This is a genomic window from Nocardia sp. CS682, from assembly GCF_004634405.1.
GTDB classification, from domain to species: Bacteria; Actinomycetota; Actinomycetes; order Mycobacteriales; family Mycobacteriaceae; genus Nocardia; species Nocardia ninae.
In genome coordinates this window covers 3,671,364-3,685,723 of the sequence record NZ_CP029710.1, presented here as the reverse complement: position 1 = coordinate 3,685,723, position 14,360 = coordinate 3,671,364, and the positions used below count along the sequence as shown (strand labels likewise).

The following is a 14,360-nucleotide window of genomic DNA, read 5'->3' as shown; positions in this document are numbered from 1 at the left end:
CCGGCGGCACAAGGCAATCCGCCGGTCCCGAGCATCTGCTCAGGACCGGCGGAGGCAGCCGGAGCGGGTGGTCAGTGCGCGAGGTCGATCGCGTTGTCCTCGGCGAATACCTTGCGGCACACCGGGGCACAGAAGGCGTAGTCGGTGCCGTTGTGGGTCAGCGTGATCCGGGTGGTGGCCAGTTTGACCGGCATGCCGCAGACGGGGTCGATGACGTGGCCTTCGGGGGCCTCGGCCGGGGTGGCGGTGGCTCGGTAGTCGTCGGTCATCAGTTTGGTGATGTCGGAGATGGTGGTTTTTCGGCCGAGGGTGCCGATGTTGTGTTCGCGCAGGCCGATGATCTGGACCAGGCAGTGCGGGTCTCGGGTGAGACGTGTCGGGTCGGCTTCGGTCTCGGCGATGGCGCGGGTGATCAGCGGGATGACGTGGTCGCCGAATTCGCTGGTGTTGCTCCATGCGCTGGGGACCGTGAGGCGCACCAGGTAGCGCGGTGCGTCGGCGATGCTCGGACCGCCGGTGACCCAGGTCTCGGGTGTGCGCACGAGTACGTGGGTGAGTTCGCGAGCCTTCGCCATCACCGAGTCGGGTGCGGCCGGCTCGGTGGTCAGGTCATGCAGGATCCGCTCGGCGAGTTCCTGTTGGCGGTCGGTGGTCAGCTGTTCGTCGGCGACGAACAGTTCGACGGTCATCATGGCAGCGCTCTTTTCGCTGGGGCGAGGGTGAGGGTGACGATCAGGAGGAAGGCCAGCAGGGCGCAGCCGGTGCGGGCGAAGTGGAAGGCCTCCCAGCGGGCGAGGATCTCGGCGTAGTCGGCCGGCGGTGCGCTCACCGCCCACACCTTGATGTGCTGGTTGATCGGTATGTTGCCGAGCCGGGTGATCAGGAACGAGGAAACGGCCAGTGCCGCAGCGGTTCCGGCGAGCAGGCGGTCGCGGCCCGTGGTCCGGAATGCCAGCACCAGGCAGCTGAGGATGGTGAGGCCCATGAGTGACTGCATGACAAGGCCGTTCACCGACATCAGGGCGGTGTGGAAGGTGAAGCGGACGTCGAGCGGGACCTTGCGGAACGCGTAGAGGACGTTCACGGCGCCGTAGCCGAACGCGCCGGCCAGCAGGCCGCCGAAGCACAGCGCGGATGCTCTTGCCAGCGTGGGCTTTTGGGCGATGGTCAAGGGCGGTGCTCCGAAACAGGCGCCAGCGCGAGCAGTTCGTCGACCGACCACTGATCGTCGACGTGTACGCCGTGTTTGGCCGCGAGTACGCGACCGTCCGGCGCGATGAGGAAGTCGGCGGGAAGGCCGAGGCTGCCACCCTCGGGTTTGGCCGGGGGAGCGGGTTGCTTTTTGCGGAGCGTGGCGAGCGCGGCGTGCGCGACGCCGCGCAGGATGGTGGGCCAGCCGCGTGGGTCGAGCAGCGCGCGCGGCGACGATTCGACACCGAACTCGCGGTACAGCTCACGGGTGGGGTCGGCGATCAGATCGAGCGGGATATCCGCGGTGTATTTCCGTAATTCTGCTGCGCTGGAGTGGAATACGACCACCTCGTGGATGTTGGCGGCCGCGATCTCGGTGCGGCGCGCGACGAACGTGCGCAGGTGCAGATTGCAGACGGGGCAACCGGCAAATCGGCGAAATTGCAGGTGTATCAGGCGATCTGGATCGGGGATGGGGACGGGTGTGTCGGAGATGGTGGTCAATACCCGAGGGGAGACCGAGGTCGGTAAAGACATGAGCGCTTCCTTTCGTAGGCGTACCTTGTACGCCTACGTCCAGTATGCGCGTAGCTTGTACGCTGTCAACCCATGCCACGTCCTCGTTCGCTGACGAAGTCCGATCTCGGCGTCGCCGCGCTCGCGGTCATCGACCGCGACGGGCTGTCCGCGCTCACCATGCGGGCCGTGGCGAAGGAACTGCGGATGGCCACCATGGCGCTGTACCGCTACGTATCCGACCGGGAGGAACTGGAAATCCTGGTCGTCGACGAGGTGCTCGCCGGGATCGACGTCTCGACCCCGGCCGAGTCGCACTGGCGCGACCGCCTGACCACCTTGCTCGAGCGGATGCGGGCGGCCATCTCCGCGCACCCCGCGACGGTGCCGCTGGTGCCTCGGCACCGGAAGAACTCGACCGCCACTCTGCGCTGGATGGAGGCCATGCTTTCGGTGCTCACCGAGGGTGGATTCGCGGGGGCCGATCGAGTGATCGCGCAGCGCACGCTGGTCGCTTTCCTGCTCGGGTCCTTGGAGAACGAGCACTACGCGTCGATCAATGCTCCCGCGACCACGGCCATCGCGCTGCTGTCGCCCGAGGAGTACCCGACGCTGACCGCGACCGCGGCGCAGGCCCGGACGATGTCGGCGGACGACGAGTTCCGCGGCGGTCTCGCCATTGTGTTGCGCGGGTTGGCGACCGGCTAGGTGAACGACGGTGCGTACCGGTCCAGCCAGATCGCGAAGTCGAGCAGCTGTTCGAGGTCGAACCGATCGGGCTCGATGAACTGATCGGCGGGGCGGTCGACGGCCTTGGCCACGGCGTCGTAGTCGTAGAGCTGGAAAATCGGATGTTGTTGGGTGGCAAGGAGATCGCCCGCCTGGGCCCGCACTGCCTCGGTGTATGCCACATCCTTGGTGATCGGATAGTGGCTCTTGACGCGTTCGACGACCGAGCGCGGCAGGATATCGGCGGCGGCCGCACGCAGCAGGCTCTTCTCCCGTCCGTCGAAGGATTTCAGCGACCACGGCGCGTTGTGGACGTACTCGACCAGGCGGTGGTCGCAGTAGGGCACGCGGACTTCCAGGCCGACCGCCATGCTCATCCGGTCCTTGCGGTCGAGCATGGTGCGCAGGAAGCGGGTGAGGTGCAGGTACGACGCCTGCCGCATTCGGAACTCCAGCTCGCTCTCGCCGTCCAGCCCGGTGACCTCGGCGGCGGCGTCCGCGAAGCTGTCCGCGAGATAGGTGTCGAGATCGAGCGCGGCGGTCAGGTCGGGATCGAGCAGTCTGGTGCGCTGCACGAACGCCTGCGGTAGCACCGACAGCCACGGGAACGTCGGCATCCCGTGCGCCGCGGCCTCGGCGAACCAGCGATAACCGCCGAAGAGCTCATCGGCGGACTCGCCGGACAGTGCGACGGTCGAGTGTTCGCGAATCGCCTTGAACAACAGGTAGAGCGACGTCTCGCCGTCGCCGAAGCCCGCGGGTACGTCGCGGGCCGTGACCACGGCGGCGCGGACCGCCGGGTCGGAGAGGGCGGCGCCGTCGAGCACGATGTCGCGATGCTCGGAACCGACATGATCGGCGACGGCGCGGGCGAAGGGTGCGTCCAGGGTGGCCCGCCACTCGTCGGGCACGAAATCCTTTTGCTCGTTCTGGAATTCGACACTGAAGCTGCGCAGCCGCTCGCCGGAGTCGCGCAGGTGTCGCGCGGCGAGGGCGGTGAGGGTGGAGGAGTCCAGTCCGCCGGACAGCAGGACACAACGCGGGACATCCGAAATCAACTGCCGGGCAACGGTATCCTCCAGCAGCTCGCGGACGGTCCGCACGGTGGCCGCGCGATCGTCGCGGTGTTCCGTGGTGCGCAGCGCCCAGTAGGTGGTGCTGCGGATACCGTCGCGGCCGACGGTCAGCACCGTTCCCGGCGGCACCTGCCGCATTCCTGCCCAGAACGCCTGCTCCGGGCGGGCGATCGTGGTGAACAACTCGCGCAGGCCGTCCAGCCCGATCCGCTTGTCGGCCAATGGATTTGCCAGGATCGCCTTGGGTTCGGAACCGAAGAGCAGACCGTCGTCGGTAGGGTAGTAATAGAAGGGCTTGATGCCCAGCCGATCCCGCACCATGATCAACTGCTCGCTGCGCGCGTCCCAGATGGCGAACGCGTACATGCCGTTCAGCCGCTCGGCGAAGGCCGGGCCCCATTCCAGGTACGCCAGCAGCACGACCTCGGTGTCGGACTCGGTGGTACACCGGTGGCCGCGGGCGCGCAGTTCGGACCGCAATTCCCGGAAGTTGTAGGTCTCGCCCGAATAGACCATGGCGACAACGCCTTCCGGAGTGCCGATGGTCATCGGCTGGGTGCCGCCCGCCAGGTCGATGACGGCCAGTCTGCGGTGACCGAGGGCGGCGTGCGGCGCGATCCAGACGCCGCTGTCGTCGGGGCCGCGACACGCCATGGTGGCCGTCATCGCGTCGAGGGTGTCGGTGATTGTTGTCGAGAAGTCTCGCTGAAAGGAGACCCATCCGGTGATTCCGCACATGCCACAATGTTAGAGCTACTCTAAAAATAGAGCAACTGTAAGATTGAGGTTGGTATAGTAAGCTGCGGTCATGGGTGAACCGGGGTTGCGCGAGCGCAAGAAGCAGCGCACCAGAGTGGCCATCGCCGAAGCGGCGTACCGCCTGTTCGAGACCAAGGGCTACGACGAGACGACGGTCACCGAAATCGCTGCGGCGGCGGATGTTTCGCCCGCCACGTTCTTCAACCACTTTCCGACCAAGGAGGCGGTGCTGTTCGCCGAGGGCGGCACTCTGCTCGACGTGGGGCTCGCGACGATCGAGCAGCGCGACGCCGCCGCGAGTGTCGGCGAGGTGCTGGCCGACGCCATGCGGGCGATCCTCGCCGAGATGGTGGGCGGGCCGCGCGATCCGAGCGGTGAACTGGAGGCTGCCCGCCTGCGGCTGCTGATGTCGGTGCCCGCGCTGCGCGCGGCCACGTTGCAGCGCCTTTTCGAGGTGGAGGACCGGCTGGCTCGGGCATTGTGCGCGGCATTCCCCGGACGGCTCGACCCGGTACGGGCGGCGACGCTGGTCGGCGGGCTGTGCGGCGCGATGTTCGCCGGCGGTCGCGCGGCGCTACGCGAAGGCCGCGCGTTCCAATCCGCGGTCGACGGCGCGATCGAGCAGACTCTCCGGGCCGCAACGGATCTGGCCCGCTGAGGGCGAGTCGCCGCGCCGCGCGACGACTCGCCTCGGAGGTTCAGCCGAACAGTGCCGCGACGTCGACGGTCTCGGCCATGGCCCGGTGGCCCGCGTCGTTGAGGTGCATGCCGTCACCGCTGTCGTATGCCGGGAGGATGTAGTTCGGGCGTTCCGGATCCTCCACCGCGCGCGCCACGTCGAATACGGTGTCGAAAACATCGGTGCTGCGCAGCCATTCGTTGACCTGGTGCCGGGTCGGCAGGGTCTGCTCGACTGGCATCCCTTCATAGATGATGCCCGCGTAGGGGCCGATGGTGGCAGCGTGAACGGTCAGGCCGGCGTCGTGCGCGCGGCGGGCGATCTCGGTGAAACCGGCGATCAGTTCTTCGGTGGTGGCGGGTGGCTCGCCCGACATGCCGCCCAGGATGAGGTCGTTGATACCGAAGTGGATCAGTACGCTGCGGACGCCCGGGGTGCTGAGCACGTCCCGGTCGAACCTGTCCAGGCCGGGCGCGCCGATCTCGTTGCGTAGCAGTCGACTTCCGCCGATGCCTTGATTGACGACCCAGCCGCGGTCGAGTCGGTCGTTGAGGGCGTCCACCGAGCGCCGGTTCGCGCTCATGGTCGAGCCGACACCTTCGAACCACGAGTCGCCGAGCGCGACGGCGATCGGGGTGTGCGCGGGAGCGAGCACGTCGACGCCGGTGACGTAGAAGCGCGCGGGAACCTCTTCGGCGGCACCGAGATCCGCTTGCGCCGCGACGTTTCCGGCCGCGACATAGGCGATTTCGCTCGGCTGGTGCGAGCGGGTCGCTAGCCCGGTCTGCTCGGGCAGGTACAGGCTCAGCGTGAGATCGGTGCCCGCGGTGACGGCCAGTTCGACCGGATCGCTGATCACCGCGCCACCCGCCGGGATGGTGACCTGGTCCGCGCCGTCGAACCGCAGGACGGTGTCGGTCTCGGCGATGATCTCGTTGCCGGTCTTGTGCAGCGCGACGTGCGCGGCGCCGATCACCAGTGGGTCGCGCCCGTATAGGTTGGTGAGCCGGACGCGGAGTTGCTCGCCGCCGCCGGCCAGGTGCAGCACCTGACGCACGGTCTGGTCGGCGAACTCCCGTGATTCGCTGAGCTTGACCTGCTCATAGGGGCTGATGACCGCGGAACGAAAACCGGCGACCCAGGCGGTGGTGTCAGACATCGAGTGCTCCAGTAGTTGTTGCGAGGAATAATGCGTATGCATATTTCTAACGCACAGTATTCCTCGTGTCAACTATCCGCGAAGCAATCAGTACCGGGTAGGTTGGAGTCATGGATGCGGACCTGTTCGACGACCCACGGCTGACCACCATGGGCCTGCTGTTCGAGGCGCACGAAGGGCTGGTCACCAAGTTGGCGCCGGTGTGGAAGGCGCACGGTCTGTCCGGGCTGGATATGAATGCGCTGATGCGCCTGAGTCGTTCGCCCGATCGACGGTTGCGCATGACGGATCTGGCCGCCCAGACCACGCTCTCCACCAGTGGCGTCACCCGACTGGTCGACCGGCTGGCCCGGTCCGGGCTGGTCGAGCGGGCGCTCGACCCGGGCGATCGGCGCAGTGCGTACGCGGTGCTGACCGAATCCGGCGCGCAGCGGCTCGCGCAGGTGCTGCCGGACTACGTGGCCGCGGTCGAACGCTGGTTCACTGGACTGTTGACGCCCGCGCAGCTCGACGGGCTGATCGGTGCGCTCCGCGTGGTTCGCGACACCACCAATCCCGGGGCGACGCTGGGGGCCGAGGGGGAGTGAGACTCAGGCGGATTCGCCGAGTAGTCGTTCGAGTCCGTCCAGGATCAGGTCCAGTCCGAAGGTGAAATCGGCTCTGCCCGAGTGCTTCCCAGCGATGACCAACTGTGTCAACGCGTTCATGTACGGAAACTGATCCACAGGTATCTGCGGCAGGAACTGTGCTGCGGCGGAGGCGTACTCGTCCGGTTGCAGCGGAAAGTTCACCTCCTGCAAGGTGAATCCGTAGATGTGGCTGTCCATGGCGTTCCAGGCGCGGTCGGCCTGCTGGTAGGAGAAGCCGGCCGACCGCAGGCAGCCGACGGTGGCGTCCACGTAGCGCAGCATGGCGGGGCCGACATTGAGTCGCGAGCCGATCAAGCCGGTCGCCCACGGATGCCGCAGCAGCACCTCGTGTGCGGACATGGCCCGCGCGCGCATGGCCGCTTTCCAGTCGCCGCCGACCGCCGGGGTGTCCATCTCGGCGACCACCAGGTCGGCGATGCCGTCGAGCAGATCGTCCTTGTTGGTCACGTGGTTGTACAGCGACATCGCCTCGACGCCGAGCGTCTGTGCCAGCTTGCGCATGGACAAGGCTGTGAGGCCGTGCTCGTCGGCGAGTCGAACGGCGGTGTGCAGCACCTTCTCCCGGCTGAGCGGCGCGCGCGAGGTGCCGTGGGTGGCGGTCTTGGGCATGGACACCTCTCTTGACGGACTTACGGTGTAAGCGTACCGTCCGTGGCGAGGGACTTACGCTGTAAGTAACCGTTTCACGCGAGGAAATCCCATGGCCGAGGCGCAGAGCCCGCAATCCACAGTCGATGTCCGCACGATGACGGCGATCGTCGCGCCGCGCTACGGTACCGGCGCGGTGCTCCGGACCGAGGTGGTCGATCGGCCGAATCCGCGCGCTGACGAGGTGCTGGTCCGGGTGCGGGCCGCGTCGGTGAGCCAGGGCGATATCCACCTGCTCACCGGCACGCCCTATCTGCTGCGGCTCGGCTTCGGCCTGCGGCGGCCCAAGGACCCGATCATCGGGCACGACCTGGCCGGCGAGGTGGTCGCGTCCGGGAGCGAGGTGACCGGATTCCGGCCCGGCGACACGGTATTCGGTGCGGCGGATTCGGGCGCCTTCGCGGAGTACGCGTGCGTCCCGGCGGCGCGGCTCGCCCATGTGCCCGAGGGGCTTGCCGTCGAAGCCGCTGCGGCGCTGCCCGATTCGGGTATGACCGCGCTGCAAGGGTTGCGCGATGCCGGTCGGCTCCGGGCCGGGCAGACGGTGCTGGTCAACGGAGCCTCGGGTGGGGTCGGCAGCTTCGCGATCCAGCTCGCCAAGGCGTTCGGCGCCGAGGTCACGGCCGTGTGCAGCACCCGGCATGTCGAGGTGCTGCGTTCACTGGGCGCCGATCACGTAATCGACTACACCACCGATGATTTCACCGTCGGCGAGCAGCGGTATGACGTGCTGCTCGACCTTGTCGGCAACCGATCACTGCGGGATTGCCGCCGAGTACTGGCCGCGAAGGGCGTCTTCGTCTCCTCAGCCGGCGCACCCGGCGGGAATTGGGCGGGGCCGGTGCTGTGGATGGGAAAGGTGCTGCTGGCCAACCTGTTCGCCAGTCAGCGGATCGCACTGCTGCTCATGCGTCCACGCCGCGCGGATCTCGAGTTCTTGGCGGAGTCGGCTGCTGACGGCACCCTTCGGCCGCTGATCGAGCAGAGCTTTCCGTTGGTGAAAGCGGCTGAGGCCGTGCAGCACGTGCTCACCGGGCATGCCCAGGGCAAGACGGTGATCGTCGGCTGAGCTAGCCGACCGATTCGGCGAGCCGGGCGCTGAGCTCGCGGATATGGGTGACCAGCTCCGGGGGCTCGTGCACGCGGAACGGAAACCCGAACGTGGCGACATAGATGGCCAACTCATCGAGCGAATTGGATCCTGTTCGGAGCACGCAGCTTTCGGCGTCCACCGCCTCGATCACGCCGACGGTGGGGGCGATACGGTCGGCCGCGACCTCGGCGGGCACGCCGAGGGTGATGCTGGCGGAGTAGCGATACGGCGCACTCGACACGCCTCGCGAGACATATCCGGACAGGTCGACGTCGGGTGCGGCGCGCGGGGTGAAGCGCGGCCCGGTCGGGATGCGGGGATGCAGACGGTCCGCGCGGTAGGTGCGCCAGTCGGCCCGGTCGACGTCCCAGCCGACGAGGTACCAGCGGCGGCCGGTGTGTGCCAGGCGATGCGGTTCGGTGGTGCGTAACGAGGTCGTGCCGTCATGGCTTCGGTAGTCGAAGCGCAGGCGGTGACTGTCGCGGATGGCGCCCGCGATCGCGGTGAGCGTGTCCGGGTCGACGGTCGGCCCGCCTGCCGACACTGTGACGGTGACCGATTGCAGCAGGCTGACGCGGTGGCGCAGCCGGGACGGCAGTACCTGTTCGAGCTTGGTGAGTGCGCGCAGCGAGCTGTCCTCGATGCCGGTGATGGTGCCGCCCGCGGCGGTGCGCAGCCCGATGGCGACCGCCACCGCCTCGTCGTCGTCCAGCAGCAGCGGCGGCAGCTTGGCACCCGCGCCGAGCCGGTACCCCGCGACGCCGGGCGTGGCATCCACCGGGTAACCGAGGTTGCGCAGTTTGTCGATGTCGCGGCGCACCGTGCGCACGTCGACCTCTAGGCGTTCGGCCAGGTCTGTGCCGGTCCACTCGCGGGGCGTCTGCAAGAGCGACAGCAGCCGGAGCAGTCGTGCGGAGGTTTCCAACATGTTTTTCAGTCTGCCGGAAAGCTAGGGCGGAAGCTGTCCTAGGTCGCTCATATTGTTTAACTCATGAGCAACGAGATCCACGAATTCCGCATCGACATTCCGCAGCAGCAGCTCGATGACCTGCGCACTCGGCTCGACGGCGCGCGCTGGCCCGCACCGCTGCCCGGCGACGGCTGGGACACCGGCGTGCCGACCACCTGGCTGCGCGAGATGGTCGACTACTGGCGTGGCGAATACGATTGGCGGGCAGCGGAGGCGCAGCTGAACTCCTACGCTCAGTTCACCACCGAGATCGACGGGCAGCGCATCCATTTCCTGCACGTCCGCTCGCCCGAGGCGGACGCGCTGCCGCTGCTGATGACGCACGGCTGGCCGGGCTCGGTGGTCGAGTTCCTCGATGTGATCGGGCCGCTGTCGGATCCGCGGGCGCACGGCGGCGATCCGAAAGACGCGTTCCACCTGGTGATTCCGTCGCTGCCGGGCTTCGGCTTCTCCGGCCCGGTCACCGAGGCGGGCTGGACCGTCGAGAAGACCGCGCAGGCGTGGGCCGAGCTCATGCGCAGGCTCGGCTACGAGCGCTACGGTGTGCAGGGCGGTGACATCGGTGCCGCGGTGAGCCCCGAGGTCGGCCGGACCGCACCGGACCACGTCGCGGGCGTGCACGTCAACGGCGGTCCGGGTCCGTTCCCGTCGCTGCCGCTGTCCGAGGCGGAATTGGCGAGTCTGACCGAGCTGGAACGGGATCGGATCCGCCGGATCGAGGCCTTCATGCAGGAGGAGTACGGCTACATCGCCGTGCAGTCCACCCGGCCGCAGACGCTGGCGTACGGGCTGGTGGATTCGCCGGTCGGACAGCTCGCCTGGATCATGGACAAGTTCCGCGAGTGGACGCATCCGCGAAATGTGGATCCGGACAAGATCATTGATCGGGACCGGCTGCTGACCAACGTCATGCTGTACTGGCTCAACGGTACGGCCGGTTCGTCGGCGTACGTCGGCTACGCGCAGGAAGCACCCTGGGGTGCGACGAAGACGAACTCGGGCGTACCCACCGCCGCACTGGTTTTCGCGCACGACGTCGGCATTCGCCGCTACGCGGAGACCGAGAACACCATCACGCGCTGGAACGATGTCGACCGCGGCGGTCACTTCGCGGCCATGGAGGAGCCCGAGCTGCTCACCACGGATGTCCGCGAGTTCTTCCGCGGGCTGCGCTGAAACCCGAAGTCGGTGGGCCTGTTCCGGCATGTCGCCGCCGGAGCAGGCCCACAATTGGGTCAGGACCGTCGGCGAGGTGCAGCCCATGGACAAACCCAGACCATTCACCCAGGAACACCGGGAAGACTTCTGGCGCCGCTGCGGGTGGGCGCCCGAGCTCCCGGCGGCCGAGCGCGACGCGATCGAACGCGCGTGGGACGACGATTCCATCGACATGGCCGAGCTGTTCGGCTGGTGATCTTCGCTATCCCGCAGTGAGTTCCCCGGCCTGCCGCCACGAGTCGCGTTCGGCGGCAAAGGCTGTCGCCTGCACGGCGCGGAAGTCGCTGATGGACGCATGGTTGGCGGCGAGGAACTCGCGGTAGTCGGCGAGGCGGAACTCGCCGTCCTCGGTGGGTACCCGGACATTGCCCGCAGCGAAATCGGCGCGCAGGTCGAGCAATTCGTCGGCCTCCACCGGGTACCAGCGGATCCGATCGAAATAGCGCAGCAGCCACGGTGTTTCCGCACCGGCTGGATGCCGGTCCGCGCCGGGCCGACCGGCGAGTGGGCCCGCATGGTGGTTCCACACCTGAGTGGTGCGGCCGACGAACTGGTAGCCGCCGGGACCCTCCATGCCGTAAATGCACAGGTAAGCGCCGCCGATGCCGACCGCGTTCTGCGGTGTCCACGTCCGCGCGGGGTTGTACTTGGTGGTGACCAGGCGGTGGCGCGGGTCGATCGGCGTGGCGACGGGTGCGCCGAGGTACACATCGCCGAGGCCGAGGACGAGGTACTCGGCGCCGAAGACGGTGTCGTAAACGTCGGCCACCGAGGCCAATCCGTTCATGCGGCGGATGAACTCGATGTTCCACGGGCACCACGGGGCGTCGGCGCGGACACCGTGCATGTAGCGGGTGATGGCCTCGCGGGTGGCCGGGTCGTCCCAGGACAGCGGCAGGTGCACGGTGCGGCTCGGCACCACGAGCCGGTCGGCGGCGGGCAGGTGCTGTTCGGCTTCGGCCAGCAGGTCGAGCAGCGTCGGCACCGGCAGAAGGTGCGGGTCGACTCGGATCTGCAACGAGCGGATGCCGGGGGTCAGCTCGGTCACGCCGCGCACCCGCGCGGCGAGCAGGTGCTGGTGCAGGGCGTGCACCCGGGCGCGCAGGCCGAGATCCAGTGTCATGGTGCCGTATTCGACGAGCACGGCGTCGTCGCCGGCGCGGCGATAGGTCACGCCGGTCTCGTCGTCGACCTCGGTGCGCCGCAGTATCCCGTCGTCGCCGTCACCGCCCGCGGACAGCACGGTCGGCCAGCAGGCGCGGCGCCCGACGCCGAGGTCGCGCACCGAGGCGGCGCGATCGCTGCGGATCGGTACGAATCGCACCGCGTCGCCCGGCGTGAGCTGCCCGAGCTTCCACCGATCGGCGGCCACCACGGTGACCGGGCAGACGAAGCCGCCGAGGCTGGGGCCGTCGGGGCCGAGCAGGATCGGGGTATCGCCGGTGAAGTCCAGTGCACCAACCGAATACGGGGTGTCGTGGATGTTCGACGGGTGCAGCCCCGCTTCGCCGCCGTCGGTGCGGGCCCATTCGGGCTTAGGGCCGATCAGCCGCACACCGGTGCGGTCGGAGTTGAAATGCACCGTGTAGTCGGTGCCGATGATCGTGTCGAAGTCGGCGCGGGTGAAGAATTCCGGTGCGCCGTGCGGGCCTTCGGTTACCGCCAGCTCCCAGCGCCTGGTGAGCACCGGCTGGTCGTCCATGGGGACGGCGGATGCCAGCGGGTCGCGTGGTGGTCCGAGCGTCAATACGTCGCCGGCTCGCAGCGCGTTGCCCGCGCCGCCGCCGAACCGGCCGAGGGTGAACGTCGCTGTGCTGCCGAGATATTCGGGCAGCTCGATACCGCCCGCGAGTAACACGTAACAGCGCATGCCCGGTCCGCGCACGGCACCGACATCGAGTACGCCCCCGGCGGGGATCCGCATGGTGCGCCACTGCTCCACCGGAACACCGTTCAGCGTCACCTTGGTCGGTGCGCCGGTGACGCATACCCAGGTGGCCGCCGAAAACCGCAGTGCCGGACCGCCGAGCGTGCACTCCAGCCCGGCCGTGCCCTCGGCACTGCCGAGCACCCGGTTGCCGAGCCGGAACGACAGATCGTCCATCGGCCCCGACGGTGGGACGCCGACGTGCCAATATCCGGTTCGCCCTGGCCAATCCTGCACTGTGGTGAGCATTCCGGGGCGGATGATCTCGACGGACGTGGGCACGGGTGCGGTGGCCGCCGCCGCGCAATCGGCGCCAGCCGCATGCGCAGCGGCGCCGGATAGGTCGGTGACGGTCATTTCGACACCACCATCCGCACCGGGGTGGGGTCGAAACCGTTGCATGGATTATTGATCTGCGGGCAGTTCGATACGAGGACCAGCGTGTCGATCTCGGCGCGGAGCGTCACTTTCTTTCCAGGAGCGGACAATCCGTCGACGATGCCGAGGGTGCCGTCGGGCTCCACCGGCACATTCATGAACCAGTTGATGTTGGACACCAGGTCCCGCTTGCCGAGGCCCCATTGCAGCGCGGCGGTGAGGAAGTTCTCCACGCAGGCATGCTGGTGGCGAGTGTGGTGACCGTAGCGCAGGGTGTTGGACTCCTGGGAGCAGGCGCCCGCGATGGTGTCGTGGTTGCCCACCTCATCGGCGACCACCGTCATCAGGGCGGTGCCCGCGTCGGTCCGCAACACGCTGCCGGTGGTGAGGAAGATATTGCGCTGCGCGGCGATGGTGGCCTGCGCGCTGTAGCGGTCGGTGTGGTCCGCCGCCGAATACAGTAGGCAGTCCACCGCCTGGTTGCCGTGCAGATCGATGATCTCCAGTTGCTCGCCCGCCCTGACGATCGCCGACCAGGGGGCGCGGGCGGGGACGGTCTGGTCGAGCACGATCTGCCTGTTCATTTCCCGACCTCCAGCGTGCGGGCGGCCGCCCAGGCCGTCTCGGTGTTCTGCACGGCCCGTTGGTATTCCGGGTCGCTGTTGTGCGTGACGGTGAGATCTTCCGGTGCGGTCCACGCGACGACATCGAGATCCGTTGCGGCACGGTCGTCCAGCGGATGCGCGGTATTTGCGACGAGCAGGAGCACCGGCAGATGCACCAGCAGGTCGACGGAGGCACCCGGCGCGGCGCTGCCGGTGCCGGTCAGTGCGCCGTCGGCGGCCACTCGTACGCCACGGAAGAACGACACCGTCGGCCCGATATCGCGCGGCGCCAGACCATGTTTGGCGCCGGCCAGGCGCAGCAGCGGTCGCGCCTCGGCGGTCGGCCCGCACAGGGCGTCGTGCTTGCCGGAAGTATCGGCGAGCACGGTGGCCAGGATGCGGCCCTGATCGGACAGCAGTGGATGCCCGTTGCCCAGGTAGGCCTGCCACGGAACCTTGACCGTGTCAGCGACATTCAGCCGTTCCCATGGGGCGTCGGCCCGCATAAGGAGCAGGTGCGCGCACGCTGCTCCGGCCGGATCGGACAGCCGGATCCGAGTACCGCGCCCGAGCACGATATTCGCGTATCCGGATCCCGGAATGCGCTGGGCGAAAGTGATTCTCGCGGACTCGACACCGTCGGGCAGGCCGGGCTCCGTGGTAGCCGCCGCGGCGGCCTGCGAGCGCGCATGCGCCCGGGCACCCGTGGTGGATGCGGTGTTCGTCATCGTCAGCTCCTTCGCGGGATACGGGTCGAGCACT

General features: G+C 68.1%; 16 protein-coding genes. 6 read left to right on the top strand and 10 right to left on the bottom strand.

What is annotated here, in order from left to right; genetic code table 11:
- Positions 1-71 precede the first annotated feature (71 nt).
- From DMB37_RS16630 to DMB37_RS16620, 3 genes are read right to left on the bottom strand one after another with little or no spacing between them, the layout of a single operon-like run.
- Complete coding sequence (locus DMB37_RS16630) at positions 72-692, bottom strand: YHS domain-containing protein (protein WP_135233500.1); 621 nt, start codon at positions 690-692, stop codon at positions 72-74.
- Positions 689-1,171, bottom strand: coding sequence for an anthrone oxygenase family protein (locus tag DMB37_RS16625; RefSeq protein WP_240772416.1), 483 nt, complete (start codon positions 1,169-1,171; stop codon positions 689-691). The genes DMB37_RS16630 and DMB37_RS16625 overlap by 4 nt, the downstream gene beginning before the upstream one ends.
- Entirely contained in the window at positions 1,168-1,728 is a 561-nt protein-coding gene (locus DMB37_RS16620; RefSeq protein ID WP_135233499.1) for a peroxiredoxin-like family protein, read from the bottom strand. The genes DMB37_RS16625 and DMB37_RS16620 overlap by 4 nt, the downstream gene beginning before the upstream one ends.
- A gap of 72 nt (positions 1,729-1,800) precedes the next feature.
- On the opposite strand from DMB37_RS16620, the gene DMB37_RS16615 reads away from it, so the two are divergent.
- The gene (locus tag DMB37_RS16615; RefSeq protein WP_135233498.1) at positions 1,801-2,415 is read left to right on the top strand and encodes a TetR/AcrR family transcriptional regulator; all 615 of its coding nucleotides are present in this window, start codon (positions 1,801-1,803) and stop codon (positions 2,413-2,415) included.
- Here the strand turns inward: DMB37_RS16615 and asnB are convergent.
- A complete protein-coding gene (gene asnB / locus DMB37_RS16610; protein WP_135233497.1) occupies positions 2,412-4,250 on the bottom strand; it encodes an asparagine synthase (glutamine-hydrolyzing) in 1,839 nt (612 codons plus the stop codon). The genes DMB37_RS16615 and asnB overlap by 4 nt on opposite strands.
- 70 nt (positions 4,251-4,320) lie before the next feature.
- Here asnB and DMB37_RS16605 point away from each other — a divergent pair, with 70 nt between their 5' ends.
- Positions 4,321-4,929 carry a TetR/AcrR family transcriptional regulator gene (locus DMB37_RS16605; protein ID WP_135233496.1) on the top strand — a complete coding sequence of 203 codons (609 nt, stop codon included), beginning with the start codon at positions 4,321-4,323 and terminating at the stop codon, positions 4,927-4,929.
- A gap of 40 nt (positions 4,930-4,969) precedes the next feature.
- Here DMB37_RS16605 and DMB37_RS16600 read toward each other — a convergent pair whose 3' ends face one another.
- A complete protein-coding gene (locus DMB37_RS16600; protein ID WP_135233495.1) occupies positions 4,970-6,109 on the bottom strand; it encodes a GDSL-type esterase/lipase family protein in 1,140 nt (379 codons plus the stop codon).
- Positions 6,110-6,219: 110 nt separating this feature from the next.
- On the opposite strand from DMB37_RS16600, the gene DMB37_RS16595 reads away from it, so the two are divergent.
- Complete coding sequence (locus DMB37_RS16595) at positions 6,220-6,696, top strand: MarR family winged helix-turn-helix transcriptional regulator (protein WP_135233494.1); 477 nt, start codon at positions 6,220-6,222, stop codon at positions 6,694-6,696.
- Between the two features lie 3 nt (positions 6,697-6,699).
- Here DMB37_RS16595 and DMB37_RS16590 read toward each other — a convergent pair whose 3' ends face one another.
- A complete protein-coding gene (locus DMB37_RS16590; RefSeq protein ID WP_135233493.1) occupies positions 6,700-7,368 on the bottom strand; it encodes a TetR/AcrR family transcriptional regulator C-terminal domain-containing protein in 669 nt (222 codons plus the stop codon).
- Between the two features lie 91 nt (positions 7,369-7,459).
- Here DMB37_RS16590 and DMB37_RS16585 point away from each other — a divergent pair, with 91 nt between their 5' ends.
- On the top strand, positions 7,460-8,476 hold the full coding sequence (locus DMB37_RS16585) for an NAD(P)-dependent alcohol dehydrogenase (RefSeq protein WP_135233492.1): 1,017 nt from the start codon (positions 7,460-7,462) through the stop codon (positions 8,474-8,476).
- Position 8,477: 1 nt separating this feature from the next.
- Here the strand turns inward: DMB37_RS16585 and DMB37_RS16580 are convergent, their stop codons facing one another.
- Positions 8,478-9,428, bottom strand: coding sequence for a YafY family protein (locus DMB37_RS16580; RefSeq protein ID WP_135233491.1), 951 nt, complete (start codon positions 9,426-9,428; stop codon positions 8,478-8,480).
- A gap of 63 nt (positions 9,429-9,491) precedes the next feature.
- Here DMB37_RS16580 and DMB37_RS16575 point away from each other — a divergent pair, with 63 nt between their 5' ends.
- Both DMB37_RS16575 and DMB37_RS40555 read left to right on the top strand, forming a co-directional pair.
- Positions 9,492-10,646, top strand: coding sequence for an epoxide hydrolase family protein (locus tag DMB37_RS16575; protein ID WP_135233490.1), 1,155 nt, complete (start codon positions 9,492-9,494; stop codon positions 10,644-10,646).
- 85 nt (positions 10,647-10,731) lie between these two features.
- Positions 10,732-10,884, top strand: coding sequence for a hypothetical protein (locus tag DMB37_RS40555; protein ID WP_167768867.1), 153 nt, complete (start codon positions 10,732-10,734; stop codon positions 10,882-10,884).
- A gap of 6 nt (positions 10,885-10,890) precedes the next feature.
- Here DMB37_RS40555 and DMB37_RS16570 read toward each other — a convergent pair whose 3' ends face one another.
- From DMB37_RS16570 to DMB37_RS16560, 3 genes are all read right to left on the bottom strand, one after another.
- Positions 10,891-12,897: a 5-oxoprolinase/urea amidolyase family protein gene (locus DMB37_RS16570; protein WP_240772541.1), complete on the bottom strand. Its 2,007-nt coding sequence runs from the start codon at positions 12,895-12,897 to the stop codon at positions 10,891-10,893.
- A gap of 71 nt (positions 12,898-12,968) precedes the next feature.
- A complete protein-coding gene (locus DMB37_RS16565) occupies positions 12,969-13,577 on the bottom strand; it encodes an urea amidolyase associated protein UAAP2 (RefSeq protein WP_135233488.1) in 609 nt (202 codons plus the stop codon).
- On the bottom strand, positions 13,574-14,326 hold the full coding sequence (locus tag DMB37_RS16560; RefSeq protein WP_135233487.1) for a DUF1989 domain-containing protein: 753 nt from the start codon (positions 14,324-14,326) through the stop codon (positions 13,574-13,576). Before DMB37_RS16560 ends, DMB37_RS16565 begins: the two co-directional genes overlap by 4 nt.
- Positions 14,327-14,360 lie beyond the last annotated feature (34 nt).